The sequence below is a fragment of the Pseudonocardia sp. MH-G8 genome (assembly GCF_002262885.1).
GTDB lineage: Bacteria > Actinomycetota > Actinomycetes > Mycobacteriales > Pseudonocardiaceae > Pseudonocardia.
The window spans coordinates 269,363-294,761 of sequence record NZ_NKYF01000009.1 but is presented as its reverse complement, the minus strand read 5'-3'; the positions used below and the strand labels follow the sequence as shown (position 1 = coordinate 294,761).

Here is a 25,399-nt window from a genome sequence, read left to right as displayed (position 1 = left end):
CATGACCCTTCTCTGGTCCGTCTTCACCAAGCCCTGGTCCGCGCTCCCCGCCGACGAGCTGGGTCCGCTGGTCGCCGGCCTCGGCTTCACCGGTGCCGAGGTCCCGGTCCGCGAGAGCGCGCACGTCACCCCCGCGAACGCCGAGGAGCGCCTGCCCGCCTTCGTCGAGCGGCTGCGCGCCGACGGGGTCGAAGTGATCAGCATCGCCGCCGGCCTCGACGAGCCGGTGTTCGCCGCCTGCCGCGCCGCGGGCGTGCCGCTCATCAGGACCATGGCCGAACTGGGGCCGGACGGGTACGCGGCGTCGGTGTGCCGCGTCCGGGCGCAGCTGGAGGCAGCCGCGCCGCTCGCCGAGCGCTACGGCGTGCAGGTAGGGGTGCAGCCGCACCACGGGCGCTACGTCTCCTCGGCCCTGGGCGTCCTGCAGCTTCTCGACGGGCTCCCCGTCGAGCACTTCCGCGTGGTCTGGGACGCCGCACACGACGCGCTCGCCGGCGACGACCCCGCCGTCACCCTGGAGCTGGTCGCCCATCGGCTCGCGATCGTGAACCTCAAGAACGTCGTGCACGTCCGGACCGATCCACCGGCAGGCACCGTGGGTGGTGGCTGGAAGCCGTGGTTCGTGCCGGGCCCGCAGGGGCGCGCCGACTGGTCGGCAGCCTTCGCGCAGCTGGAGCGCATGGGCTGGAGCGGCCCGGTCTGTCTGTCCGGTCAGTACTCGGACACGGCCGTCGACGTGGCGGAGCAGGTGCGGCGCGACCTCGACGCTGCGCGCGTGGCCGCAGCGCTCAGCCCAGACCCAGCATCCGCACCGCGTTCTCCTTCAGGATCAGCGGGCGCACCTCGTCCTTGATCTCCAGCTTCTCGAAGTCCGCGCGCCAGCGGTCCGGGGTGATCACCGGGAAGTCGGAGCCGAACAGCACCTTGTGCTTCAGCAGGCTGTTCGCCGCACGCACGAGCTGCGGCGGGAAGTACTTCGGCGACCAGCCGGACAGGTCGATGTAGACGTTCGCCTTGTGCGTGGCGATGGAGATCGCCTCGTCCTGCCACGGCACCGACGGGTGCGCCATCACGATCGTCAGCTCCGGGAAGTCGGCGGCCACGTCGTCGAGCAGCATCGGTGCCGAGTAGCGCAGCTTGATGCCGTGACCGCCGGGCAGGCCCGCGCCGATACCGGTCTGGCCGGTGTGGAACAGCGCCGGGACGCCCAGCTCGGCGATCGCCGCGTAGAGCGGGTAGAAGCGCTGGTCGTTCGGCTCGAACGCCTGCATGCTCGGGTGGAACTTGAACCCGCGCACCCCGTGCTCGGTGACCAGCCGCCGGGCCCGCGCCACCGCCGCCTTCCCGGCGTGCGGGTCCACCGAGCCGAACGGGATCAGCACGTCGGGGTGTGCAGCGGCGAGGTCGGCGATCTCCTCGCTGGACAGCGCCGGGTGCCCGGACGCGGCGGACGCGTCCACGGTGAACACGACCGCCGCCGTGTTCCGCTCGCGGTAGTGCTCGGCGATCGCCGCGACCGTCGGGGTGCGGTCCTGACCGGAGCGGAAGTACGCCGCGGAGGCGTCCATCAGCTCCTGGTCGAGGGCGAAGCAGCCGTGGCTGTCCTGCTCGACGTGCACGTGCACGTCGATGGCGTCCAAGGAGGGGATGTCGAGGGTCGTGAGGTCCAACGCGGGCTCCTAGGGAAGATCGGTCTTGGCGGCGAGCACGGCGCGCAGCGCGGCGTCGCGGCGGGCGGTGAGCGCGACCGGGTCGGCGCCGTCGAGCTCCTCCTCGACACCCGCCACCAGGTCGGCGACGAACTCGGGCGTCATGTCCGGCTCGCCGAGGTCGCGCCAGATCGCCTCCGTGGGCGGGCCCAGGTGGGCGAGCACGTGCCCGAGACCGCCCGCACCTCCGGACAGGTGCTGGGTGGCGAGCGGCCCGAGCAGCGCCCAGCGCAGACCCGGGCCGTACGCGATGGCCGTGTCGACGTCCGCGACGCTCGCCGCGCCGCTCTGCACCAGCGCGTACGCCTCCCGCCACAAGGCCGCCTGGAGGCGGTTGGCCAGGTGGCCGGGCAGCTCCCGGCGCAACCGGACCGGCTTCTTGCCGACGGCCGTGTAGAACGCCATCGCGGCCTCCATGGCGGCCTCGGCCGTGGCCTCGCCCGGCACGACCTCCACGAGCGGCACCAGGTGCGGCGGGTGGAACGGGTGCCCGACGACCACCCGCTCCGGGTGACGCGTGCAGGCGCGGGCGATCGCGCTCGGCAGGAGGGTGGAGGAACTGCTGGCCAGCACGACCTCCGGGCGGGCCGCGGCGTCGAGCGTCGCGAACAGCGCGTTCTTGACCTCGGGGCGCTCGGGGGCGTTCTCCTGCACGAAGTCGGCCGCGGCCGCCGCCTCCCCCGGGTCGGCGGTGAACGTCAACCGCTCGTGGGCGCCGACCGCCTCGCGCAGCCGCTCCTCGGCGTCCGGTGCCGGGTCGCTGGCCACCACGTCCAGGCCCTGGGCGAGGAAGTGCACCGTCCAGCTCGCCCCGATCACCCCGGTGCCGATCACGGCCACGCGCGTCATGCCGTCCTCCCCGCCGCCAGGGCGACGAACGCGTCGAGCGCGGTGGGCTCGGCGAGCACGTCGCGGCCGGCGACGTCGTCGACGGCCGCCCCTCGCAGGATCTTCTTCACCGGCAGCTCCAGCTTCTTCCCGGTCCGGTTGCGGGGCACGACCGGCACGGCGAGCACCCGGTCCGGCACGTGCCGCGGCGACAGCGCCGCCCGCAGCTCGCCCGCGATCCGGGCGCGCAGGGCGTCGTCCAGGACGACGCCGTCGGCCGGTGTCACGAACAGCAACAGCTCCCCCGGCCCGCCTGCCGCGTCCTCCAGGTGCACCACGAGGCTGTCGGCCACCTCCGGCAGCTCCTCCACCACGCGGTAGAACTCGGCGGTGCCCAGCCGCACGCCACCCCGGTTGAGCGTGGCGTCGGAGCGTCCGGTGACCACGCAGCTGCCGTGCGCGGAGAAGCGCACCCAGTCACCGTGGCGCCACACGCCCGGGTAGGTGGCGAAGTAGGCGTCGCGGTAGCGGCGCCCGTCCGGGTCGCCCCAGAAGCCGACGGGCATCGACGGCATCGGCTGGGTGATCACCAGCTCGCCCAGCTCTCCGACCACCGGCCGGCCGCGTTCGTCGAAGGCCTCGGCCGCCACGCCCAGCGCCGGCCCGGAGATCTCCCCGGGCCACACCGGCTGCCACGGCCCGCCCTGCACGATCCCGGAGCAGACGTCGGTACCGCCGCTGCCGACGTTGAGCAGGACGCCGGGGAGCTGCTCGGCCACCCAGCGGTAGCCCTCGGCGGGCAACGGGCTGCCGGCGGCGCCGAGCTGGCGCAGCCGCGACAGGTCGTGGTCGCGCCCCGGGGTGAGGCCTGCGGCCCGGCAGGCCATCAGGAAACCGGGGCTCGCGCCCATCAGCGTCGCGCCGGTCTCGCCGGCCAGCCGCCACTGCATGCCGAGGTCGGGATGCTGCGGGTTGCCGTCCACCAGCACCACCGACGCGCCGACCAGCAATCCGGACACCAATGCGTTCCACATCATCCACGCGGTGGTGGAGAACCAGAGGATCCGGTCGCCGGGCCCGAGGTCCCAGCTCAGGGCGTGGTTCTTCAGGTGCTCGAGCAGGATCCCGCCGTGGCCGTGCACGATCGCCTTCGGGCGCCCGGTCGTGCCCGAGGAGAACAGCACGTACAGCGGGTGGTCGAAGGGGACGGGGTCGGCACCGGGTTCGCCCGGCCCGGCGAGCAGTTCCGCCCACGGCAGCGTGCCGGGGAGCTCACCTGCGCCGTAGGGCACCGCCACCACGTGCTCGACGGTGGGCAGGCCCGCGCGGATCGCGGCCACCTCGCCCGTTCGGTCGACGTCGCGGTCGCCGTAGCGGTAGCCCGGCGCGGCCAGGAGCACCCGCGGCTCGACCTGCCCGAACCGGTCGACCACGCTGCGGGCGCCGAACTCCGGGGCGCAGCTCGCCCACACCGCCCCGAGGCTCGCCGTCGCGAGGAAGGCCACCAACGTCTCGGGGATGTTGGGCAGGTAGGCCACCACCCGGTCGCCGCGGCGCACGCCCAGCCGGACGAGCCCGGCCCGCGCCCTGGCCACCTGGTCGCGCAGCGCGTCCCAGGTCAACCGGACGGGGTCGCGGGTCTGCGAGTGGGCGATCACCGCGATGTCCTCGCCCGGGCCGCGCAGGGCGTGCTCGGCGTAGTTGAGGGTGGCCCCCGGGAACCACTCGGCGCCCGGCATCTCGCGGCGGCCGAGCACGGCGCGCGGCGGCGTCGCGAACCGGACCTCCGCGAACTGCGCGATCGAGGACCAGAACCCGTCGAGGTCGGTGACCGACCAGCGGTGCAGGTCGGTGTAGGAGCCGAACGAGCGCCCGTGCTCGCGCTCCAGGAAGGTCAGGTACTCCCCGATGCGGGCATCCGGGGTCGTCATCCGCGACTCACCTTCGCGCCGCGGCCCTCCAGGAACGCCCGCATCCGGTCCTGGGCCTCGGCGTCCGCGCCGGAGACGGCCGCCATCAGCGCCTCCATCAGGTACCCCTGGTCGGGGGCGGCCTCGGCGATGCGCGGCAGCGCCTGCAACACGGCGAAGTTCGTGACCGGCGAGTTGGCGGCCACCTTCGCGGCCAGTTCCAGCGCGAGGGTGAGCCCCTCACCCCGGTCGGCGAGGTACTGCGTGATGCCCAGCGCCTGACCCTCCTCGGCGTCGAGCACCCGGCCGGTGAGCATCATGTCCGCCATCCGGTGGGTGCCGATCAGCCGCGGCAGCCGCACCGACGCCCCGCCGCCGACGAAGAGCCCACGCTGCCCCTCCGGCAGAGCGTAGAAGGCGCTCGGCTCGGCCACCCGCACGTGCGCGGCGCAGGCCAGCTCCAGGCCGCCGCCGATCACCGCACCGGTCAGCACCGCGATCACCGGCACCCGCCCGCGTTCCATCCGCTCGAACACGCGGTGCCACATCATCGAGTGCGCGATCCCGGAGAACGCGTCGCGCTCGACGAGCTCGGAGAGGTCCAGCCCGGCGGAGAAGTGCGGCCCGTCCGCGGCGAGCACGACCACGCGCACCTCCGAGGGCAGGGTCGTGAAGAACGACTCGATGCCCAGCACGGTGGCGTCGTCCAGGGCGTTGCGCTTGGCCGCGCGGGCCAGGCGCAACACGGCGATCTCCCGGTCCGCGCCGTGCCGCTGCACCTGAAGGGTGGGTGGGAGCAACGGGCGGACGTGCTCGTCGGTCATGCGGGTCCTTCCGGGAGAACGGTCGTCGCCGCCCGCTCCCGCAGCTCCACGCGGCGGACCTTGCCGGTGGCGTTGCGGGGCAGCGCGTCGACGAGCTCGACGTACTTCGGGATCTTGAAACGGGCGAGGTGGGCCTCCAGGTGGGCGCGCAGCTGCGCCTCGGGCGGCACGGCGCCGGGGCGCGGCTGCACGTAGGCGACGCCGACCTCGCCCCACCGGGCGTCCGGAACGCCGACCACCGCGGCGTCCGCGACGTCGTCGAGCTGCACGAGCACCGCCTCGACCTCGGCCGGGTAGATGTTCTCGCCGCCGGAGATGATCACGTCCTTGACGCGGTCGACGACCTCGGCCCGGCCGCCGTCGCGCACGCGCAGCACGTCACCGGAGCGGAACCAGCCGTCGACGAACACGTCGTCGGTCTCCTGCGGCCGCTGCCAGTAGCCGGCGAACACGTGCGGCCCGCGGACCAGCAGCTCGGCCGGTTCGCCCGCGAGCGGCCCCACCTCGCCGTCGCGCAGCATCGCGACGTCGGTGTAGAAGTGCGGGACGCCGACGGACACCGGGTGCTCCGCGCCGCCGTCGCGGGGCTCCATGTAGACGCCGGGGGACGCCTCGGTCATGCCGTAGCCCTGACGCACCCGCACCCCGCGCTCGAGCCAGGCCCGTGCCACGCGTTCCTGCACGGGCGAGCCGCCGTAGAGCACCGTGTGCAGCGAGCCGAGGTCCACCGCGTCCCACGACGGGTGCTCGACCATCATCTGCAGCATCGTCGGCACCGCCGAGAAGCTGGTGATCCGCGCTTGCGCGATCCGGGCGAGCACGGCGCCCGGGTCGAAGGCGGGCAGCGGTTCCACGCTGCCGCCCTTGAACAGCGTCGGCAGCGTGACCTGCCCGAGCCCGACGCAGTGGAACAGCGGCGCGATGCACAGTGCCCGGTCGGTGGACAGCACGTCGACGTGGGCCAGCTGGTTGATCGTGTTCCAGGTCAGGTTCCCGTGGGTGAGCACGGCGGCCTTGGGTCTGCCGGTGGTGCCGGAGGTGTAGAGCAGGATCGCGGGCGCGTCCAGGTCCACGGCGGGCGGCTGCGCGAGCGGCTCCGCGCCCGCGAGCGCGGCCTCGTACTCCCCGGGCACGGCGAGCACGTGCCGCACGCCTTCGGGCAACGGCTGCGCGGACCCGAGCAACCGGTCGGCGTCGGCGCTGTGGACCAGCACGGAGGCGCCGGCGTCGGCGAGCATGTAGCGGATCTCGGCGCCGGCGAGCCGGTGGTTCAAAGGCACCGCGATGGCGCCCAGCAACCAGGTCGCGAAGAAGGTCTCGAACACGCTGACGGCGTTGACACCGAGGTAGGCGACGCGGTCCCCCCGGCGCACGCCCAACCCGGCGAGCGCGCCGGCGAGCCGGGCGGTGCGCTGCGCCAGCGCCGCGTAGGTCAGGGTGCGCTCGCCCTCGACGAGTGCGGGGCGGTCCGGGTCGATCCGGGCACGCCGGGCCGGCCAACTGCCGAGCCCGGCGGCTGCGTCCACCGTCCTCACGTGTCCCCCCTCCAATGACAGGTTTCCTTACTCATACTCTGTTGTAGCCGGGCCGACAAGATGGGGGTGCGCCGTGGATCGTGCGGCGCCGTCGCTGCTCTACGCCGTCAAGCAGGTGGAACTCGCGGTGCGGGCCCACCTGGACGACCTGCTGCGCCCATCGGGCACCACCGCGCTGCAGTACACCGCGCTCACCGTCCTGGCCCGCCGCGCCGACCTCACCAGCGCCGAGCTGGCCCGCAACGCCTTCGTCACCCCGCAGTCCATGGGCGACCTCGTCACCGCACTGGAACGCCGTGAGCTCATCACCCGCCACCGCGACCCCCGCCACGCCCGCCGCCTGCTGATCAGCCTGACCCCCACCGGCCAAGCCCTGCTCGAGCGGGTGGAGCCCCAGGTTCGCGCACTCGAGGAACAGATGCTCGCCGACCTGGCCGCTCCCGAACGCACCGCCCTGCGCGACTACCTCAACCGCTGCCGCACCGCGCTGGCGAACGGCCCCGCCCAGTAGCAGCCGGATCCACATCATCCGTCGCGTTGACGGCAGTGACAGGTTTCCCTACATTCGCCGCAGCGGATCGCGGGCACACCCCCGCCTTGGCAGAGAGGCCACCCGCATGAGCGGACCACGTCCCCAGACCCAGCTGCGCCGGGCGGTGCTCTCCAGCTACCTCGGCAGCGTCATCGAGTACTACGACTTCCTGCTCTACGCCACCGCGTCGGCGGTGGTGTTCAACCGGGTGTTCTTCTCCGACCTCGATCCCCTGGTCGGCACGATCGCCAGCTTCGGCACGCTGGCCACCGGCTACCTCGCCCGCCCGCTGGGCGGGATCCTGTTCGGCCACTTCGGCGACCGGCTCGGCCGCAAGCGGATGCTGGTCCTGACCATGACGCTGATGGGCGTGGCCAGCGTGCTCATCGGCTTGCTGCCGACCTACGCGCAGGTCGGAGCGCTCGCCCCGATCCTGCTCATCGTGCTGCGCGTCGCGCAGGGCATCGCCGTCGGCGGCGAGTGGGGCGGCGCGGTGCTGATGTCGGCCGAGCACGCCACCAGCCGCAGGGGTTTCTGGTCGAGCTTCGCCAACTCGGGTGGCCCGAGCGGGATGGTGCTCTCGACGCTGGTGCTGGCGCTCGCCGCGGCCGTCAGCGGCGAGGAGCAGTTCCTGACGTGGGGCTGGCGGATCCCGTTCCTGCTGAGCGCGGTGCTGCTGGGGATCGGCCTGTTCGTGCGGGCGAAGGTGGAGGAGTCACCGGTGTTCGCCGCCGCGACGGTCCGGCCGAAGCGCTCGCCCCTGATGGAGATCCTCCGCAACCACCCGCGCACGCTCGCCCTCTCGGTGGGCGTCGGGTTCGGCTCGTTCGTCGCGCAGGGCACGCTGACCACGTTCCTGATCTCCTACGCCGTGCAGGCCGGCTTCTCGCGCCAGACGGTCCTGAACGCGCTGACGATCTCCTCGGTCGTCGCGATCCTCGGGGTCATCGGGTACTCGGCGCTGTCGGACCAGGTGGGCCGCCGCCCGGTCATGATCACCGGCGCGGTGTTGATGGCCTGCTGGAGCTTCCTGATGTTCCCGATGATCGACAGCGGATCGACGGCGCTGCTGGTGCTGGCCGTCGTGGTCGGCCAGGGCGTGGTGCACGCCGCGTTGCACGGGCCGCTGGGCGCCCTCTACAGCGAGCTGTTCCCCACCGGGTCCCGCTACACGGGCGCGTCCCTGGGCTACCAGATCGCGGGCATCGGCGCGGGCCTCGCGCCCGTCGTGTTCGCCTCCGTGCTCAGCGGCACGTCGGGCACGGGCCTGGTCTCGGCGATCATCGCGGCGTGCTGCCTGGTCAGCGCAGGCTGCATCATCGCGCTGGGCGAGACCTCCCACCGGGACCTGTCGGACGAGCGGATCGAGCGGGAACCGGCGGCCTGAGCGGCGGCTGACCGACGAGTGCGCCGTCCGTCGAGCGGCGGACGACGCGCAACTGCGACTCCTCCACCACCACCGCGGCGGCGACCCCGGGCGCGAGGTCGCCGTCGCCGGGGGCGAGGCAGGCGAGGGTGCCGGCTGCGGTGTCCACGTCCACGCGCGTGGGGCCGCCGAGCGGCACGACCCGGCGCACGATGCCGGGGATCCGCAGCTCGACACACCCCCCGCGCACGGCGCGGCAGTGCTCCGGACGCGCGACGAGCAGTTCGGCCCGGCCGCTGACGGCCGGCGGGAGCACGTTGGTGAGCCCCACCAGCCGGGCGCAGTCCACGTCGGCCGGCTCGTCGAGCACCCGCGCGGTGGGGCCCAGCTGGCGGATCCGCCCGTCGACGAGCAGCGCGGTCGTGCCGGCCAGCGCGGCCGCCTCGTACCGGTCGTGGGTGACGAGCAACGCCGCGGTGTCGAGCCCGTCGAGCACGGAGCGCAGGTCCGCGAGCAGGTCGACCCTCGTGGTGGCGTCCAGCCCGGCGAACGGCTCGTCGAGCAGCAGCACCCGCGGCTCGGGGGCGAGCGCGCGAGCCAGCGCCACCCGCTGCGCCTCCCCTCCGGACAGCGTGCGCGCACTGCGGGCCGCGAGGTGCTGCACGCCGAACGCGTCGAGCCACGGCGCCGAACGCTCCCGGGCCTCCCGCCGCCCGACGCCCCGCATCCGCAGGCCCGCGGCGGCGTTGGCGGCCACGCTGCCCCGCTGCAGGATCGGCCGCTGCAGCACGGCCGCGACGGCGGGACGCAGCTCCCGGCGCCCGGCGCGGCGCCCGTCGAGCAGCACGTCGCCGGTGCTCCGGAGGCCGCCGAGGTGCCCGAGCGCGCGCAGCAGCGTCGACTTCCCCGCGCCGTTGGGACCGAGCACGGCGAGCACCTCGCCCGCGGCGACGTCGAGGGCCGGGACGTGCAACAGCTCCCGTCCCCGCGCGAGGACCCGCAGGTCGCGGCAACCGATCCGGGGCACCGGTACCGACAGCCCGTTCATCGCACGCGCTCGCGCTGGCCCGCCAGCGTCGCCACCAGGTTCACGACGAACGCGATCAGCAGCAGGACCAACCCGAACGCGATCGCCAGTGCGAACTCGCCGCGGCTGGTGGCGAGCACGGCCGCCGTGGTGAGCACGCGCGTCTCCCCCGCGAGGTTGCCGCCCACCATCTGCGCCGCCCCCACCTCGCTCACGACGGCCCCGAACGCCGCCATACCCGCCGCGAACAGTGGAAGCCGCGCCTCGGCGAACAATGCCAGCAGCGCTCGCGCGCGCGACGCACCCAGCCCCTGCATCTGCACCAGGAACTCCGGGTCCACCTGCTGCAACGCCGCGGCGACCAGCGCCACGACCACGGGGGTGGCGATGGCGGCCTGCGCCACGACCATCGCGGCCGGCGTGTAGAGCAGCCCGAAGGCGCCGAGCGGCCCGCTGCGCCACAGCAACACCGTGACGAACAGCCCGACGACCACCGGTGGCAGGCCCATCCCGGTGTTCGCGGCGGAGAGCAGCAGCCGGCGGCCGGGGAACGACCCGAGCGCGATCGCCGCCCCCAGCGGGACGCCGAGCAGGGCCGCCACGGCCGTGGCGGTGAGCGACACCTGCAGCGTCAACGCGGTGATCGCCCAGGTCTCCGCATCGCCGCCGAAGAGCAGCCGCAGCGCCTCCAGCAGCCCGTCGCGCAGGACGTCCACGACGGCTCAGCCGGTGGGGTCGGGCTTGCCCGCGTCCGGCACGAACAGCGGCCGCCCGAACTCCGCGCGCCCGAACTCGCCGATGCGCTGCTGGGCGTCGGCCCCGGTGATCCAGTCGGCGAACGCCGTGCCCGCCTCGGGCTGCACGCGCTCGCCTGCGCGGGTGGTCATCTCGATCACGTGGTAGACGTTCAGCAGGCCGGGATCGCCCTCGACGAGCACGGCGAGGCCGTCGGGCTGCGCGAGGTGGGTCGCCCGGTCGGCGAGCGTGTAGCCGGCCTTCTCCGCGGCGACCCGCAAGGTGGCCCCCATGCCCTGACCCGTCTCCTGGTACCACGCGCCGCCCGGGGCCACGCCGGACTGCTCCCAGAGGGCCTTCTCCCGCGCGTGGGTGCCGGACTCGTCCCCACGTGAGACGAACACCGCGCCCGCGCCCGCGATCCGTCCCAGCGCCTCGCCGACCGGCAGCCCGCGCACGCCCGCCGGATCGTCCTGCGGGCCGAGCAGCACGAAGTCGTTGTGCATCACGAGCAGCCGCCGCCCGGCGGTGCCCTCGGCGACGAACTCCTCCTCGGCGGCGGGCGAGTGCACCAGCAGCACGTCGGCCTCGCCGCGGCGGCCCATCTCGATGGCCGCGCCGCTCCCCACGGCGATCGGCTTCACCGCCCACCCCGTCTCGGCGGTGAAGGCCGGGAGCAGGTCGTCGAGCAGGCCCGAGTCCTGCGTGCTCGTGGTGGTGGCGAGGATCATCGACCGCTCCGCGGACGGCCCGGCCGCGGATCCCTCCGCGGGCGTACCGCACGCCGTCAACACGAGCAGGACGAGACCGACCACCGCTGCGCGGAACTGTGCTGGCACAGAGCGGGACTATAGAGTCCTCAGACGTGACGCGGTACCGGGAGATCTGCGCCGACCTGGCGAGCCGGATCGGCGCGGGCGACCTCGCCGAAGGCGCCGAGCTGCCCGGTGTGCGGGAGCTCGCGCAGCGGTTCGGCACCACGGCGTCGACGATCGGGCGCTCGGTCCGCACGCTGGCCGACGCCGGCGTGATCGTCACCGCCGACCGGCGCCGTACCCGTGTGGCCCCCGACGGCGTGGTGGCCGCGCGCCGGTTCCTGCACGCCGAGCGGGTGTTCCGGCTCGCGGGCAGCGACGACCCCGCGCTCGACGTCGTCGGCCGCCGGCTGGGTCGCGGGCTGCGGTCGGTGGGCACCGAGGGCAGCTTCGGCGGGCTGCGCGCCGTGCGCCAGGGGCACGCCGACGGCGCCGCGGTGCACCTGCTGCACCACACCGGCACCTACAACGCCCCGTTCGCGCGCGGGCTGTTGCGCGGCCTGCGGCCACACCTGATCCACCTGTGGCGTCGCGAACAGGGCCTGCTGGTCCCGCCGGGCAACCCGCGCGGCCTCGCGTCGGCCGCCGACCTGGCCGGGCTCCGCGTCGCCAAGCGCCGCCACGGCACCGGCACGCGCGTGCTGCTCGACCGGCTGCTCCTCGAGGCCGGCCACGACCCCGACGCGCTACGCGGGCCGGAGACCGGCTCGCACCTGGAGACGGCCCTCTCGGTGGCCTCGGGCGTGGTCGCCGCCGGACTCGGCGTCCGTTCGGTGGCCCGCGACCTCGACCTCGACTTCGTGCCGCTGGTCTCCGAGGACTACGACGTCGTGCTCACCGGCGAGGCGGTCGACGCCGCGGCACCGCTGGTGGCCGCCCTGCACGAACCGGACATCCGCGCCGCCGTCACCGCGCTCTCCGGCTACGACGCGCGCGATGCGGGGCGGGTGGAGGAACTGGGCGACTAGCGCGCGTCAGCGCGCGGCCCAGGCCGCGAGCCGCGTGGCGAGCGCCGTGTAGAGCTGCGGGTCGGTGCCCATCCCCGTGTGGCTGCTGGTGACCTCCACCCACTCCGCCTCGGGGTCCTGACACGACCGCCAGCCCACGACGCCGTCCTCACGCGAGTAGATCGCGACGGCGGGGACCCGCAGCGGCGCCGCGAGGCCGTCCGCCGTCGTGTCACCGCACACACCGGCCAGGCAGTCGCCGTTCAGCAGCCCGGGCACGCCGCGCGCCGACAGCCCGACGAGCGCGGGCAGCAGCAGCCGCGCGAGACCGCGTGCGTCGAGCGGGTCGAGCACGGGGCTGCCGAGCATGGCGAGCCCCCGGACCAGGTCGGGCCGCCGGGCCGCGATCACCCGGGCGAGCATCCCGCCTCGGCTGTGGCCGAGGAGCACGACCGGGCCGCCGGTGGCCGTGGCGTGCTCCTCCACGCGGCGCTCCAGGCGCGTGACCAGGTGCTGCGTGCAGCCGATGTTGCCTGCGAGCGCCGCGCCGACGGCCACGTAGCCGCGCCGCTGCAGCCAGCGGCGCAGTACGGCCATGCTGGCGTCGAGGCCACCGAACCCCGGGACGACCACCACACCCGCCCCGCCGCCTTCCGCGGCGCTGCTGCGCCACACCGGGTGGCGCAGCAGCGCGGGTGTGGTCAGCCCCACGGCCGGGCCGAGCGAACGCGCGAGGTGCCGCGCGGTGCGCCGCACGTGGTCCCACGGCGCTGTGGGGGTGAGCTCGCCGATGTGCACGGCTACACCCCTCGCTCGACGGGCAGCAACCCGCGGTCGACGGCCCTGATCAGGGCGGCGTGGTCGGCCTCGGTCTGGTCGGCGTAGGCGCGCGCGAACCGGCACAGGGCGTTGTCGACGCGGTCCGAGCGCCCCGTGTAGCCGGCGATCATCGACGCCCCGCTGGTGCGGGCGTGGCCCTTCGCGAGCAGGTGTCCGAGCACGCCCGCGTAGTCGGCGAGCGCCTCGGCATCGATGGCGTCCAGCGCCACGGCGCCCTTCATGTCCCGGAACTGCCGCACGTAGTACTGGTGCTCCCCCACGGTCGTCCAGCCCAGCAGCGGGTCGCTGACCGTCTGCAGCGCCTGCTGGTACTCCACGACGCGCTGCCCCTGGTGGGCGTGCAGCGCGGAATCGCCGTGCACGTACTGCGCGAGCACCGAGCGCCGGGCCTGCTTGAGCTGCAGGAACACCACGTCGTCGGGCGAGGAGCCCTCGAGCAGCGCCACGTAGGCGCGCAACCCGACGCTCCCCACGCCCACCACCTTGTGCGCGACGTCCACGAGCGTGTACCCGCCCAGGACCCGCTGCCAGTGCGGGGCGAGGGTGCGCAGGTAGTCGTCCAGCGCTGCCGCCACCCGCTCGGCGTCGGCGCCGGGGACGCGGGTGATCAGCGGCGGCTCCTCCACGATGCGCCGCCTTCCCTCGACCTGCCGGGTGAAGCGCGGCACCGCACGGTCACTGGTGCGGTGCCGGGCCCGCTTGGCGGCGCGCACGACCTCGGCCCGCAGCGGCTTGGGGCTGCTCTCGGCGAGCCGGTCGACGTCGAGCCGCTGGTAGGAGCGTGAGAGCAAGGGCTGGTCGGCGAGGTAGCGCACCTCCTGCCGGTACGCGGCGACGCACTCGGCGACCGCCGCGCCGCACGCGTCCTCGCGCGCGCCGTTCTGCCTCCCGGCCACCCAGATGCTCGCCACCAACCGGCGCAGGTCCCATTCCCAGCTGCCGGGGTGGGCCTCGTCGAAGTCGTTGAGGTCGATCACCAGGTCACGCTCGGGCGAGGCGTAGAAGCCGAAGTTGCCCAGGTGGGCGTCGCCGCAGACGACGGGGGTGATCCCGGTGGCCGGCAGCCGCGCCACGTCGTGGGCCATGACGACCGCCGTGCCGCGCAGGAACCCGTAGGGCGAGGCGACCATCCGCCCCACCCGCACCGGCACCAGCCGACCCACCCGGCCCTCGTGACTCTCCATGATCATCTGAACCGGGTCGGGGCGGTCGGCGGGAGGCGCCCACTCGGCCAGCGACGAGCGCGGCACCCGCTTGCGCAGCGCCTTGCCCAGCGCGTACCGCTCGGCGCGCTCGGCGGGCCGCCGCAGCAGCGAGGAGTACGGCGCACCGTCGGCGTCGGCGAGCACGGTGTGCGCGTGCACCGGCCCGGCGGGGACGGGCAAACCGGTGACCGGGCGCAGCTCGGAAGGGCCGGTCACGCCCCGATGTTACGCGTGCTCACCCGCGGGCCACGGCGGCCGTGATCGCCCGACGGTCAGGACGTCGCGATCAGCACGCACCCCGCGAGCGCGCCGGCCAGGCCGAGCGCCTGCGCGCGTCCGAGCCGTTCCCGCAGTGCGGTGACGCCGAGCAGCACGGGCACGACCGGGTAGAGCGAGGACAGCACGACCGCCACCGCGACGAGCTCCGTCCGCGTCGCGAACAGGTAGCAGACCAGCGCCAGCGCGGCGAGGACACCGGCACCCGCCGCCGCAGCCCGGACGCCGCAGGCGGACGCCCGCACCGTCCGGTCGGGTTCGCGGCGGCCGAGGGCGATGGCAAGGACGCCGACCGCAGCGGTCGCCGTCACCCGGCCGGCGGCGACGGGCCAGATCCCGGCCGCCGGCGCCGCCTGGGCGAGGGCGAGGTACTGCAGGGCGATGCCGCCCCCGGCAACGAGTCCGTCAGCCACGCCGCCGGTTCCCCGTGCCGAGGCCGGTTCCCGCGACACCCACCACAGCGCCGGCACCGCCAGCACCGTTCCGGCCCACGCGAGCGGTGCCGGGCGGTCTCCCAGCACGACCGCCGCGACGAGCACGGGCAGCACGACACCGCCGACCGCACTCACCGGCACGACCACGGATATCGCACCGCGGCTCATCCCGCGGAAGAGGAAGGTCATCCCGAGCCCGGTGCCGACCCCGGAGAGCCCACCCCAGACCAGATCGGCAGGCCCCGGAAGGGCCCCGGCCGACAGCGGCGCAGCCAGCACCGTCGCGCCGAGGCCGCCGACCTGGCCGAGGAGCGCGACGCGCACGAACGGGGCGCGCCGGGACAGCACGCCGCCCAGGAAGTCCGACAACCCGTAGCTGATCGCCGAGACGAGGGCGAGCATCACACCCATCGACACCGCCCCCGGCTGTGCCGAGCCGTGCCTATGTCATGCATGACTCATGCATACCCAGCGGATGCGCACGCCACTCATGTCTGACCACGGCGTACGTCCCGACGGCGGCGTTGCATCCGCCTCGTCGGGAGCGGCGTCGCCCGGTTCAACCCCGCGCGACGGTGAGCGCCACGGCCAGCAGCGCACCGCCGGTCGCGCCGTCGACCCCGCGGCGCACCCGCGAGCAGGCGAGCGCGGCCCTGCCCCGCGCGGCCACGAGGATCACCGTCGCCCACCACAGCACCGACCCGACCACCGTGGTGGCGGCCAGGAGGAGCAACTGCGCGGTCATGGCCGGACCCGGGACGACGAACTGCGGGATCAACCCGAGGAAGAAGAGCAGGGCTTTGGGGTTGAGCAGGTTCGTGGCGAGCCCGTCGCGGTACGGGTGCGGGATGCGGGCCCGCTGCGCGGCCGCCGCGGGTGCGCGCCGGAACGCGGCACGCAACGCCTGCACGCCGAGCCACGCGAGGTAGGCGGCGCCCGCCAGGCGGATCGCGGTGAGCACGTCGGGCCGGGCCGCCAGCACCGCGGAGAGGCCGAGGGCCGCGGCCGCCGTGTGCCCGGCCAGCCCCGTGACGATCCCCGCCGCGGCACGGGCCCCGCGCCGCGGATGCTCCAGGGAGTGGCGCAGCACGACCGCGAAGTCCGGGCCGGGCGTGCAGAGGATCACCAGCAGCACGCCGACGAACGCCGTCCAGCGCTCGATGCTCACGGGACCGGCACCGGGTCGGCCAGGGCGGACAGGTGCCGGGTGAGCCTGCGGACGGCGTTGCCCGGCCCGAGCAGCGCCACCGCGTGCAGCCCGATCCCGTCGGTCGGCGTGCGGGTCACCGCCTCGGCGAACGCCGCGTAGGTTGGCGAGGCCTGCGCGAGGTCCGGGAAGGCCAGCGCGGTGACGCCGGCCTCCGCAGCGGCCGTCCGGAGCGCAGCGAGCTCGGCCGGCGCCGCGGCCAGCACGGGCACGACGATCTCGGCGATGCCCGCCCACCTGGTGCCCGAGGCGTCGGTCAGGTCGGGTCCGAGCGCGGCGGCACCGGCGGCGCCCGCGGAGGCGCCGAGGACGGCGGAGGCGTTGGCGATCAGCCAGCGGGGAGCGGCGGGGTCGAGGACGAGGACGCAGCGGGGAGGCACCCCACGAATCTCGGGGATCGTCCGCCTCCTCGCAACCGACTCCGGATATCGTCCGGAACATGCCTCGTGACGTGCAACTCGATCCGGCGGACTGGCGGATCCTGCAGCAGTTGCAGGACGACGCGTCCGTCACCAACAAGGAGCTCGCGGCCCGGGTCGGGCTGCCGACGTCCTCCTGCCACGAGAGGGTGCGCCGGCTGCGTGCGCTCGGCGTGATCACCGCCGTCCGCGCGGTGGTGGACCCCGCAGCCGTCGGCCGCGGCCTGCACGCCTTCATCGCGATCCAGCTGCGGCCCCACCGCCGGGAACTGGTGGAGTCGCTCACCGCGGCCGTGCTGGCACTGCCGGAGACCCTCGCCTTCTACACGGTCTCCGGGCCGGACGACTTCTTCCTGCACGTCGCGGTCACCGACAGCGCGCACCTGCACCGACTGATCGTCGACCACCTCACCACCCGCCCGGAGATCGGCCACGCCCAGACGCACCTGATCTTCGACCGGCCGTTGGTGTCACCGGTCCGACCGCTCCCGTAATTTGAATACAGAGCTGTGCTGTATCGTATTGACGTGCCCACCCCCGGTCGCCCCCGCAGCCAGGAGGCCGACGCCGCCATCCTGGCCGCCGGCCTGGAGCTGCTGATCGAGCGCGGCGTCGAGGCCACGACCATCGAGCAGGTGGCCCGGCGCGCCGGCGTCACCCGGGCCACCGTCTACCGGCGCTACCCGGACAAGACACGCCTGCTGACCGCCACGATCGAGGCCGCGTACGGAGATCCCCCGGCCGCGCCGCACATCCGCGACATCGAGCACTTGCTGGCCGGCTGGGCGCACGCGCTGTCCGACACGCGCCAGCGCCGCCTGCTGCGTCGCCTCTACGCCGCGGTCGACCACGAGCCCGAGCTCGCGCGGACCCACCAGGACCGCTTCGGGCAGCACCGCGACCGGGCTCGCCGCGACGTCCTGGAACGCGCCCGCGAGCGCGGCGAGCTGCCCCCCGATACCGACGCGGGCGTCCTCCTGGACCTGCTCACCGGCGCGGTCTGGCAGCACCTCGTCAGCCGCCCCGACACCTGCACACCCGCCGACGTCGAGCAGTACCTGCGCGCCGTGCTGGCCCAGGCCGGTTACCGGCCGGAAGGAGAACGAGGAGATGCGAGCCGCTAGCGTCGACGCGCAGCTGCGCACCAGGGCGTTCGCCCGCGTCCTGGGGCCCTACGTCGCCGTCTTCACCACCGTCTACGCGATCCGTCTGCCCGAGCTGAACGGCCTGGTCACCGACCTGTTCTCCGAGCCGACCCTGACCCTGATGCTGGGTGCCCTGATGCTCGGCGGCGGACTCGTCATCATCGGGGGTCACCGCAGCTGGCGCGGCCCGCTCGCGGTCACGGTCTCGCTCTTCGGCTGGTTCGTCGCGCTGCGCGGGTTCCTGCTGATCGCCGCCCCGACCACCGTCCAGGCGGGTGTCGACGCCACGATGCTCTCGCCGTCCGCCACGACCGCGGCGCGCGTGTTCTTCGCCGCGCTGGCCGTCGTCGGCCTGGTGCTGACCTACGCGGGCTGGTTCACCTCGCCCCGCTCCCCCACGCCGGCGCACACCGGCTGATCCGCCCCAGCGGGGGCGCCGGCACCGCGCCGGGGTGCAGCGCCCACGCGATCGCCTCGATCCCGTCGACGAGCCGCGGCCCCGCGCGCACGACGTAGGAGTCGGCGTCGACGGCGAACACCGCGACGCCGGGGAAGCGCTCGCGCACGGCGGCGGCCTGCGCCACGGCGTCGTCGAGGCCGTATCCGCAGGGCGCCACGAGGACCGCGTCCACCGGCAGCGCCGTCAGCTGTGCCCATTCCGCCGACGTGCTGCGCCCGCCGTCCACCCCGCCGATCGGCTCCCCGCCCGCGCGGCGCACCAGCTCTGGCACCCAGTGCCCGGCGAGGAACGGCGGGTCGACCCACTCCAACACCAGCACACGCGGACGCGGGCGGCCCGCCACCGCACCCGCCACCGCCGCCAGCCGGGCGCGCAGCCGCGCCACCAGCGCCTCGGCCTCCCCCGACGCACCCGCCCGCTCCCCGATCGCGACGATCGCGGCGAGCACCTCGTCCACGGTGTGCGGGTCCACCGAGAGCACGTCGGCCGCGCAACCGATCGCGTCGAGCGCGTCGGTGACGCTGCCCGCGGGCAGCGCGCAGACGCGGCACAGGTCCTGGGTGAGGATCAGCTCGGGCGCCAGGCCGGCGAGGGCGGCCCGGTCCAACTCGTACATCGGCAGGCCCCGCGCCACGCGCTCACGGACGGCCGCATCGATCGCGGCGGGCTCCAACCCTGCCGGCAACGCGGTGTCCACGACCACGGCCGCGCGCAGGCGGGCGTCGGCGTCGCACTCGTAGGTCACGGCCACCAGGTCGTCGGCGCGGCCGAGGGCGGTGACGATCTCGGTGGCCGCCGGGAGCAGGGAGGCGATCCGCACGGGCCGAGCGTAGGCGCGTCAGCCCGGGCGCACAGACTCGCCGCACCTGCCGGCGAGGATCACAGCCTCTGAGACGTCATGATCAGCGGACCGGCGCAATACCGGCAGAATGTCGCCGCCGGTGCACCAAACCGATGATCACGCCCGCGACGCGGGCTCACACCGGAGATGCGCGCCCTCCGACGTGTGGCATCCCGAAGGCCGGGAACAGGTCTCCCATGGACGCCCACGTCACCCTGCACGTCGACGGCGCACCGCGACAGGTCACCGTCGACACCCGCACCACCCTGCTCGACGCGCTGCGCGAGCGGCTGGGGGTGATCAGCCCGAAGAAGGGCTGCGACCACGGCCAGTGCGGGGCGTGCACGGTGCTGCTCGACGGCAGGCGCGTGCTGTCCTGCCTCACGCTGGCGGTCGCCCGGGACGGCCACGAGATCACCACGGCCGACGGGCTCGCGCCCGACGGTGCGCTGCACCCGACGTGCCCGTGCCGTCCTGGATGCGCGCGCCGGGCGAGTGCCCGGGGATGTTCGCGCCCGAGGTCGCGATGGACGAGCTGGCCTGCCAGCTGGGCATCGACCCCGTCGAGCTGCGGATCCGCAACGAGCCCGACGTCGACCCGGAGTCGGGCAACCCGTTCTCCTCGCGGCGCCTGGTCGAGTGCCTGCGCGAGGGCGCCGAACGATTCGGGTGGGCCGGCCGCGACCCGCGCCCGGGCGGGCACCGGAAGGGCGACTGGCTCGTCGGCACCGGCGTCGCGTCCTCGATCTACCCGGCGATGCGGCAGCCCTCCAGCGCGGTGATCCGGTTCGAGCGGGGGCGCTACGTCGCCCGGATCGGCGCCGCCGACCTGGGCACCGGCGCCTGGACCGTGCTGCCCCAGATCATCGCCGACGCCCTCGGCGTGCCGAGCGAGGACGTCGACGTGCTGATCGGCGACACCGACCACCCCACGGCCTCGGTGGCGGGAGGGTCGTCGGGGACGTCGAGCTGGGGCTCGGCCCTCGTCGCGGCCGCGCGGGCGTTCCGCGAGAAGTTCGGCGCCGAGCCCGACGACGGCGACGAGATCGACGCCTCCTCGGGGCCGAACCCCGAGGCCGAGCAGTGGGCGATGTTCGCCTTCGGCGCCCAGTTCGTCGAGGCGCGGGTGCACGTCGACACCGGCGAGATCCGCGCGCCGCGGGTACTCGGCGTGTTCGACGCCGGGCGCGTCGTCAACCCGCGCACCGCCCGCTCGCAGTTCCTCGGCGGCATGACGATGGGCCTGTCGATGGCGTTGGAGGAGGAGAGCGTGCTCGACCCCCGGTTCGGGCACGTCGTCAACCACGACCTCGCCGAGTACCACGTGGTCGTCGACGCCGATGTCGGCGACGTGCAGGCCCACGGGATCGTCGGCACCGCGGCCGCGGTGTCGAACGCCGTGCACCACGCCACCGGAGTGCGCGTCCGGGATCTGCCGATCACGCTGGACAAGCTGCTGGACGCCCTGCCCGCCCGATGATCAGGGCGTCGCGCGCTGGTCCGGGTGCTGCAACGCCCGCCCGGTGACCGGGTCGAACACGTGGGCGCGGCGAGCGTCGAGCAGCAGCTCGGCCCGCGCCCCGGCCCTCAGGCGGGTGCTGCCGGCGCGCGACCACGTGGGCACCGTCTGCCTCCCCCGGCAGGGCGACCTCGGCGCTCACCACGGCGTCATGGCCCGGCCGCTCCACGCGGCGCACCACCACCGGCAGCGCCACCGAGGCCGGGTCGGCGTCCGGGCCGGCCTCGGCCACGTCCTCGCCGCGCAGGCCGAGCAACACCGGCTCGCCGACGTGACCGGCGAGCCCGGCCGGCACCGGGCCCCACAGCGGGATCGTGCGCTCGCCCACCTGGAACGCCGCGGTGCCGCCGGACGCGACCAGCCGCGCCGGCAGCAGTCCCAGGCCCGGCCCGCCGACGAACTCGGCGACGAACACGTCGGCCGGAGCCCGGTACACCTGGCGGGGCCGGTCGAGCTGGTGGATGCGGCCGTCGTGCAGCACCGCGAGGCGGTCGCCGACGGCCATCGCCTCGGCCTGGTCGTGCGTGACGTAGAGCGCGCCGACGCCCGTGGTGCGCACGGCGTCGACGATCCTGCGCCGGATGCGCGAGCGCTCGGCGGCGTCGAGGTGCGCGAGCGGCTCGTCGAACAGGAACGCCCGCGGTGTGCGCACCAGCGTGCGGCCGATCCCGGCCATCCCGTTCTCGCCCGCCGACAGGGTGCGGGGCAGCCGCGGCAACAGCCGGACCAGCCCGAGCAACCGGCTGCGGGCGGCCACCCGCTGGGCGGCCTGCGGTGGAGCCACCCCGAACGCGCCGGCCGAGCGGGTGAGGTTCGCGGCCACGTCGAGGAACGGCACCAGCGTGCCCTCGCGGAAGACCATCGCGACGTCGCGCTGCGCCACGGCGACGCCCGTGACGTCCCGCCCGGCGACCAGCACCCGCCCGCACCGCACCGCCTGCAACCCGGCGACGGCCCGCAGCGCGGTGGTCTTGCCGCTGCCCGACGGCCCGACGACCGCCAGCACCTCGCCGGGACGGGTCAGCAGCGTGACGCCGCGCAGCGCGGGCTCGCCACCGTAGGTCACGGTGACGTCCTCGAGCCCCGTGCGCTGCTCCCCGGCGTCCACGAGGGGAAACGCTAGCCACCGGCCCTGGCCGTGTCATCCGCTTTGGAAGGCAAGATCGCAGGTCAGAGGCCTGATAACCGCTTGACGGCCTCCGCTCCGCAAGCTCAGCCGCTCGCCACCACAGGCGATCCCGTTGCCACCGCCCCGTCGAGCACCCGCGCGGCGATCCGCTCGCGGTGCGCCGCAGCGCTGCCGAGCAGGGCGGCGTCGCTCACGGCGCGCTTGAAGTACAGGTGCGCCGGGTGCTCCCAGGTGAACCCGATACCGCCGTGCAGCTGCACGGCGTCGGACGTGACCCGCTGGTAGGCCTCCGAGCAGGTGGCTTGCGCGATCGCGACGGCGAGCTCGGCCTCGTCGCTCCCGTCCTGCAGCGCCCACGCCGCGTGCTGGGCGGTGGAGCGGGCGTGCTCGACGAGCACGAGCAGGTCCGCACACCGGTGCTTGACCGCCTGGAAGGAACCGATCGGGCGGCCGAACTGCAGCCGGGTGCCCGCGTAGGCGACGGTGAGGTCGAGCATCCGCTGCGCCCCGCCCACCTGCTCGGCTGCGAGCAACGCGCCCCCGACGTGCAGCGCGACCGTGACGGCGCGCTCCGCATCGGCGCCGGTGGCGAGCAGGCGCGCCGGTGTGGCGTCGAAGCGGACCCGGGCCTGGCGCCGGGTGCGGTCCAGGGTGGACAGCGGGGTGCGCTCGCCGCCGTCGGTGGCGTAGAGCGCGAGGCCGTCCGGGGTGCGCGCGGGCACCAGCAGCACATCGGCCCCGCCGTCGACCACCTGGGCGACCTCGCCGGTGAGCCGGTGGCCGTCGGCGGTGACGGTGGGATCCGCGGCGGTCAGGGCGTCGGCGGGCACGGCGAGCGCCCCCGTGCGCTCCCCCGCCACGAGTGCGGGGAGCAGCTCCTCGCCCCCGGCCGCGACGAGCGCGGGGATCGCGAGGCCGACCGTGCCCAGCACCGGGCCGGGCACGAGCGCCGCACCGAACTCCTCCGCGACGATCGCCTGGTCGACGATCCCGCCGCCCGCGCCGCCGCGGTCCTCGGGCACCGCCAGCCCGAGCACGCCCAGCTCGCCGCCCAGCCGCGCCCACAGCGCGGGGTCGTGCCCCGTGTCGCTGTCCATCAGCCGCCGCACGGAGGCCTCGTCGAACCGGTCGGCGCAGAACTGCCGGACGGCGTTTCGCAGGTCGTGCTGCTCCTCCGAGAACAGGTACTCAGCCACGGGGGATCTCCTTCCACGGCTTGCCGGCGTCGGCACGCAGGTCGCCGGGCAGGCCGAGGATCCGTTCGCCGAGGATGTTGCGCAGCACCTCCGAGGTGCCCCCTTCGATCGTGTTGGCGCGGGCGCGCAGGAACCGCTGCTGCACCGGCCCGCGGTAGTCCTCCATCCGCGTGATCTCGCGCTGGGTGTAGTCGCCGTAGAGCGTGGCCTCGGGCCCGATCAGCTCCATGCAGAACTCGTAGACCTGCTGGTTGAGCTCGGCGTTGACGAGCTTCGCGATGGAGCCCTCCGGACCCGGCGAACCCGTGGTGGCCGAGCGCCGCGCGCGCTCGTCGGTGAGCCGCTGCGCCTCCGCGCGCGTCCACAGCACGGCGAGGCGGTCGCGCAGCACCGGGGTGTGCCGCTGCGGGTAGCGGGCCCACAGCTCCACCGCCTCGGCGATCGTGCCCGCGCCGCGCACGGACGACGACCCGCCGATCGCGGAGCGCTCGTTCATCAGGGTGGTCATCGCGACCCGCCACCCGTTGCCGACCTCGCCGAGGCGGTGGGAGTCGGGGATGCGGGCGTCGGAGAGGTAGACCTCGTTGAACTCGGCCTGCCCGGTCATCTGCCGCAGCGGCCGGGTCTCGACGCCCGGGGCCTGCATGTCGAGCACGAAGTAGGTGAGCCCCTTGTGCTTGGGCTGGTCGGGGTCGCTGCGCGCGAGCAGCAGGGCGTAGCGGGCGCGGTGCGCGAGGCTCGTCCACACCTTCTGCCCGTTGACGACCCACTCGTCGCCGTCCCGGACCGCGGAGGTCGCGAGCCCGGCGAGGTCGGACCCGGCCCCGGGTTCGGAGAACAGCTGGCACCAGATGTGCTCGGTGGTCGCGAGCGGCCGGAGCAGGTCGCGTGCCAGCTCCGGGGAGCCGTGCTCGAGCACGGTGGCCGCGGCCATCCCGTGACCGATCGGGTTGAGCGAGAACGGGTTCGGCCCGCCCGCCTCCTGCAGGATCGCGTCGGCGCCGGCCTGCAGCCCCCGCGACACCCCGAGGCCGCCGAGGCCCTCCGGGAAGTGCACCCAGGACAGGCCGGCATCGAAGCATGCGCCCAGGAACTCGCTCGTGGGCAGCGAACGGGGGTCGTGGGACTCCACGACCTTCCGGGCGGCCTCCTCGACCCTGGCGCGGTCGTCGTCCATGACACCTCCGTGCCGGCACTCCACTGGCGGTCAACGCTGACCGTAACCGATCGCGCGGTGCCGGTCACCGGTCTCGGTGCACAGGCGGACACATGGGACGATCCGGCGATGCCGATCTGCGACGAGATCGGGGCCGACGACGTGCGGGCCCGCAAGGAGCGCGCCGTCACCGCCGCCGCGGAGGCCGGCCGCGCCCTCGGGCTCACCGTGACCGAGCCGCACGCCCTGTACGACGTGTTCTCGGTGGTCGTGCACCTGCGCCCGGCCCCGGTCGTGGTGCGCGTGCCGACCGTGCTGCCCCGCACGGTGGCCGCCGACCCCGTCACGCAGGCCGACCAGCAACGCCGTGAGCTCGCCGCCGCGGGCTGGCTGGCCGCACAGGGGCACCCGGTCGTCCCGCCGAGCCCGCTGGTGCCCGCGGAGCCGGTGCGCCACGACGGGTACTCGATGACGTTCTGGCAGTACGTGGAGCAGGTCCCGGGCGAGTCCACCACCGGTCTGGACGAACCGGAGCGCCTCCGGCTCGCCGCGCAGCTGCACGCGGCGCTGCGCGACCACCCCGGCGAGCTGCGCTTCCTCATGCCGCTGGACGCCTCGGTGCCCGACGGCCTCGCCCAGCTGGAGTCCCGGCCGGACCTGCTCGCCCCCGCCGACCTGGACCGGGCACGGGCCGAGTGGACGCTGATCGAGCCGCTGACCGATCCCGGCGTCTTCGCCGCGACCTTCCCCGGCCGCTCCGTGCAGCCCGTGCACGGTGACGCCCCGACCTACAACCTCATCGTCACGCCGGACGGGCCGCTCGCCTCCGACTTCGAGCACGTCACGCGCGGCCCCGTCGAGTGGGACATGGTCTACGCCGACGACGCGGCCCGGGCGGTCTACGACGCGGCGGCCACGGAGCGGGGCCTGCGCCCCCTGGACGAGCGGTTGCTGCAGGTCATGGAGACGGCGCGGATGCTCCAGCTGATCGCCTGCCTGCCGATGGCCCGTGAGCTGCCCGGGCTGCGGGACGGCGTGACGCCGGCGATCGACCACTGGCGCGCGGGCCCGCCGCTCGAGCTCTGATCCACCTGGCGAACGGCACGCCCCCGACCGTATGGCCGCACTTCCCCAGCAGCTGACACACCGATTTCAGTGCTCGCACACCGACTGCAGTCGGTGCGTGAGGCACAAAGTCGGTGTGCGAGCGAGATCGGTCCGAGCAGCACACCGCGGCCGGTCCGCCGACGCCTCCGTGCGCCTCGCATCGATCACGGCGGTCGCACACCGACATCTGCGCTCCCACACCGACTGCAGTCGGTGCGTGAGGCACGAAGTCGGTGT

25 protein-coding genes and 2 pseudogenes are annotated in these 25,399 nt (G+C 74.6%); 10 read left to right on the top strand and 17 right to left on the bottom strand.

Annotated features, from left to right (window positions below):
- Position 1: 1 nt before the first annotated feature.
- A complete protein-coding gene (locus CFP66_RS22475; protein WP_094927087.1) occupies positions 2 to 853 on the top strand; it encodes a sugar phosphate isomerase/epimerase in 852 nt (283 codons plus the stop codon).
- On the opposite strand, the gene couO is transcribed toward CFP66_RS22475, so the two are convergent.
- Genes couO through CFP66_RS22450 form a run of 5 tightly spaced genes read right to left on the bottom strand, consistent with a single transcriptional unit; the run spans position 789 to position 6,806 of the window.
- On the bottom strand, positions 789 to 1,670 hold the full coding sequence (couO, locus tag CFP66_RS22470) for a 4-hydroxyphenyl-beta-ketoacyl-CoA hydrolase (RefSeq protein WP_094927086.1): 882 nt from the start codon (positions 1,668 to 1,670) through the stop codon (positions 789 to 791). The genes CFP66_RS22475 and couO overlap by 65 nt on opposite strands.
- A gap of 9 nt (positions 1,671 to 1,679) precedes the next feature.
- Positions 1,680 to 2,558, bottom strand: a complete 879-nt coding sequence (locus CFP66_RS22465; RefSeq protein WP_094927085.1) for a 3-hydroxyacyl-CoA dehydrogenase NAD-binding domain-containing protein — start codon at positions 2,556 to 2,558, stop codon at positions 1,680 to 1,682.
- On the bottom strand, positions 2,555 to 4,468 hold the full coding sequence (locus CFP66_RS22460) for an acetoacetate--CoA ligase (protein ID WP_094927084.1): 1,914 nt from the start codon (positions 4,466 to 4,468) through the stop codon (positions 2,555 to 2,557). Before CFP66_RS22460 ends, CFP66_RS22465 begins: the two co-directional genes overlap by 4 nt.
- A complete protein-coding gene (locus tag CFP66_RS22455) occupies positions 4,465 to 5,271 on the bottom strand; it encodes a crotonase/enoyl-CoA hydratase family protein (RefSeq protein ID WP_094927083.1) in 807 nt (268 codons plus the stop codon). Before CFP66_RS22455 ends, CFP66_RS22460 begins: the two co-directional genes overlap by 4 nt.
- Complete coding sequence (locus tag CFP66_RS22450) at positions 5,268 to 6,806, bottom strand: long-chain fatty acid--CoA ligase (protein ID WP_233159622.1); 1,539 nt, start codon at positions 6,804 to 6,806, stop codon at positions 5,268 to 5,270. Before CFP66_RS22450 ends, CFP66_RS22455 begins: the two co-directional genes overlap by 4 nt.
- 73 nt (positions 6,807 to 6,879) lie before the next feature.
- Between CFP66_RS22450 and CFP66_RS22445 the strand changes: the two genes are divergently transcribed.
- Both CFP66_RS22445 and CFP66_RS22440 read left to right on the top strand, forming a co-directional pair.
- Positions 6,880 to 7,317: a MarR family winged helix-turn-helix transcriptional regulator gene (locus tag CFP66_RS22445; protein ID WP_233159621.1), complete on the top strand. Its 438-nt coding sequence runs from the start codon at positions 6,880 to 6,882 to the stop codon at positions 7,315 to 7,317.
- A 106-nt stretch (positions 7,318 to 7,423) separates the two neighbouring features.
- Positions 7,424 to 8,725, top strand: a complete 1,302-nt coding sequence (locus CFP66_RS22440; RefSeq protein ID WP_094927081.1) for an MFS transporter — start codon at positions 7,424 to 7,426, stop codon at positions 8,723 to 8,725.
- Here the strand turns inward: CFP66_RS22440 and CFP66_RS22435 are convergent.
- From CFP66_RS22435 to CFP66_RS22425, 3 genes are read right to left on the bottom strand one after another with little or no spacing between them, the layout of a single operon-like run.
- Positions 8,655 to 9,752: an ABC transporter ATP-binding protein gene (locus CFP66_RS22435; protein ID WP_094927080.1), complete on the bottom strand. Its 1,098-nt coding sequence runs from the start codon at positions 9,750 to 9,752 to the stop codon at positions 8,655 to 8,657. The genes CFP66_RS22440 and CFP66_RS22435 overlap by 71 nt on opposite strands.
- Positions 9,749 to 10,447, bottom strand: coding sequence for an ABC transporter permease (locus CFP66_RS22430; protein ID WP_094927079.1), 699 nt, complete (start codon positions 10,445 to 10,447; stop codon positions 9,749 to 9,751). The genes CFP66_RS22435 and CFP66_RS22430 overlap by 4 nt, the downstream gene beginning before the upstream one ends.
- Before the next feature lie 6 nt (positions 10,448 to 10,453).
- Complete coding sequence (locus tag CFP66_RS22425) at positions 10,454 to 11,305, bottom strand: substrate-binding domain-containing protein (RefSeq protein ID WP_094927078.1); 852 nt, start codon at positions 11,303 to 11,305, stop codon at positions 10,454 to 10,456.
- A gap of 26 nt (positions 11,306 to 11,331) precedes the next feature.
- Between CFP66_RS22425 and CFP66_RS22420 the strand changes: the two genes are divergently transcribed.
- Complete coding sequence (locus CFP66_RS22420; protein WP_094927077.1) at positions 11,332 to 12,249, top strand: substrate-binding domain-containing protein; 918 nt, start codon at positions 11,332 to 11,334, stop codon at positions 12,247 to 12,249.
- A gap of 6 nt (positions 12,250 to 12,255) precedes the next feature.
- On the opposite strand, the gene CFP66_RS22415 is transcribed toward CFP66_RS22420, so the two are convergent.
- From CFP66_RS22415 to CFP66_RS22395, 5 genes are all read right to left on the bottom strand, one after another.
- The gene (locus CFP66_RS22415; protein ID WP_233159619.1) at positions 12,256 to 13,026 is read right to left on the bottom strand and encodes an alpha/beta fold hydrolase; all 771 of its coding nucleotides are present in this window, start codon (positions 13,024 to 13,026) and stop codon (positions 12,256 to 12,258) included.
- A 2-nt stretch (positions 13,027 to 13,028) separates the two neighbouring features.
- Positions 13,029 to 14,489, bottom strand: a complete 1,461-nt coding sequence (locus tag CFP66_RS22410) for a DUF2252 domain-containing protein (RefSeq protein ID WP_233159617.1) — start codon at positions 14,487 to 14,489, stop codon at positions 13,029 to 13,031.
- Positions 14,490 to 14,545: 56 nt separating this feature from the next.
- Positions 14,546 to 15,394, bottom strand: coding sequence for an EamA family transporter (locus tag CFP66_RS22405; protein WP_094927135.1), 849 nt, complete (start codon positions 15,392 to 15,394; stop codon positions 14,546 to 14,548).
- Positions 15,395 to 15,542: 148 nt separating this feature from the next.
- Positions 15,543 to 16,151 (bottom strand): LysE family translocator, encoded by a 609-nt coding sequence (locus CFP66_RS22400; protein ID WP_094927076.1) that lies wholly within the window; start codon positions 16,149 to 16,151, stop codon positions 15,543 to 15,545.
- Complete coding sequence (locus CFP66_RS22395; RefSeq protein WP_158228172.1) at positions 16,148 to 16,570, bottom strand: DUF2000 family protein; 423 nt, start codon at positions 16,568 to 16,570, stop codon at positions 16,148 to 16,150. The genes CFP66_RS22400 and CFP66_RS22395 overlap by 4 nt, the downstream gene beginning before the upstream one ends.
- 59 nt (positions 16,571 to 16,629) lie before the next feature.
- Here CFP66_RS22395 and CFP66_RS22390 point away from each other — a divergent pair, with 59 nt between their 5' ends.
- From CFP66_RS22390 to CFP66_RS22380, 3 genes are read left to right on the top strand one after another with little or no spacing between them, the layout of a single operon-like run.
- Positions 16,630 to 17,103, top strand: a complete 474-nt coding sequence (locus CFP66_RS22390; protein WP_094927074.1) for an Lrp/AsnC family transcriptional regulator — start codon at positions 16,630 to 16,632, stop codon at positions 17,101 to 17,103.
- 33 nt (positions 17,104 to 17,136) lie between these two features.
- The gene (locus CFP66_RS22385) at positions 17,137 to 17,733 is read left to right on the top strand and encodes a TetR/AcrR family transcriptional regulator (RefSeq protein WP_158228171.1); all 597 of its coding nucleotides are present in this window, start codon (positions 17,137 to 17,139) and stop codon (positions 17,731 to 17,733) included.
- Complete coding sequence (locus CFP66_RS22380) at positions 17,720 to 18,172, top strand: hypothetical protein (protein ID WP_094927072.1); 453 nt, start codon at positions 17,720 to 17,722, stop codon at positions 18,170 to 18,172. Before CFP66_RS22385 ends, CFP66_RS22380 begins: the two co-directional genes overlap by 14 nt.
- Here the strand turns inward: CFP66_RS22380 and CFP66_RS22375 are convergent.
- Entirely contained in the window at positions 18,132 to 19,034 is a 903-nt protein-coding gene (locus CFP66_RS22375; RefSeq protein ID WP_094927071.1) for an ABC transporter substrate-binding protein, read from the bottom strand. The two genes, CFP66_RS22380 and CFP66_RS22375, sit on opposite strands and share 41 nt — an antisense overlap.
- 218 nt (positions 19,035 to 19,252) lie before the next feature.
- Between CFP66_RS22375 and CFP66_RS49300 the strand changes: the two are divergent.
- Both CFP66_RS49300 and CFP66_RS49295 read left to right on the top strand, forming a co-directional pair.
- A pseudogene (locus tag CFP66_RS49300) lies at positions 19,253 to 19,513 on the top strand ((2Fe-2S)-binding protein); the annotation flags it as partial.
- Positions 19,447 to 20,535, top strand: a pseudogene (locus tag CFP66_RS49295) (molybdopterin cofactor-binding domain-containing protein); the annotation flags it as partial. The pseudogenes CFP66_RS49300 and CFP66_RS49295, both read left to right, overlap by 67 nt.
- Here the strand turns inward: CFP66_RS49295 and CFP66_RS22360 are convergent.
- The 3 genes from CFP66_RS22360 to CFP66_RS22350 form a co-directional block, all read right to left on the bottom strand.
- Positions 20,495 to 21,682, bottom strand: a complete 1,188-nt coding sequence (locus CFP66_RS22360; RefSeq protein ID WP_094927070.1) for an ABC transporter ATP-binding protein — start codon at positions 21,680 to 21,682, stop codon at positions 20,495 to 20,497. The pseudogene CFP66_RS49295 and the gene CFP66_RS22360 overlap by 41 nt on opposite strands.
- Positions 21,683 to 21,786: 104 nt before the next feature.
- Entirely contained in the window at positions 21,787 to 22,899 is a 1,113-nt protein-coding gene (locus tag CFP66_RS22355; protein WP_094927069.1) for an acyl-CoA dehydrogenase family protein, read from the bottom strand.
- A complete protein-coding gene (locus CFP66_RS22350; protein ID WP_094927068.1) occupies positions 22,892 to 24,076 on the bottom strand; it encodes an acyl-CoA dehydrogenase family protein in 1,185 nt (394 codons plus the stop codon). The genes CFP66_RS22355 and CFP66_RS22350 overlap by 8 nt, the downstream gene beginning before the upstream one ends.
- A 108-nt stretch (positions 24,077 to 24,184) precedes the next feature.
- Between CFP66_RS22350 and CFP66_RS22345 the strand changes: the two genes are divergently transcribed.
- Positions 24,185 to 25,141, top strand: coding sequence for an aminoglycoside phosphotransferase (locus CFP66_RS22345; RefSeq protein WP_094927134.1), 957 nt, complete (start codon positions 24,185 to 24,187; stop codon positions 25,139 to 25,141).
- Positions 25,142 to 25,399: the final 258 nt, after the last annotated feature.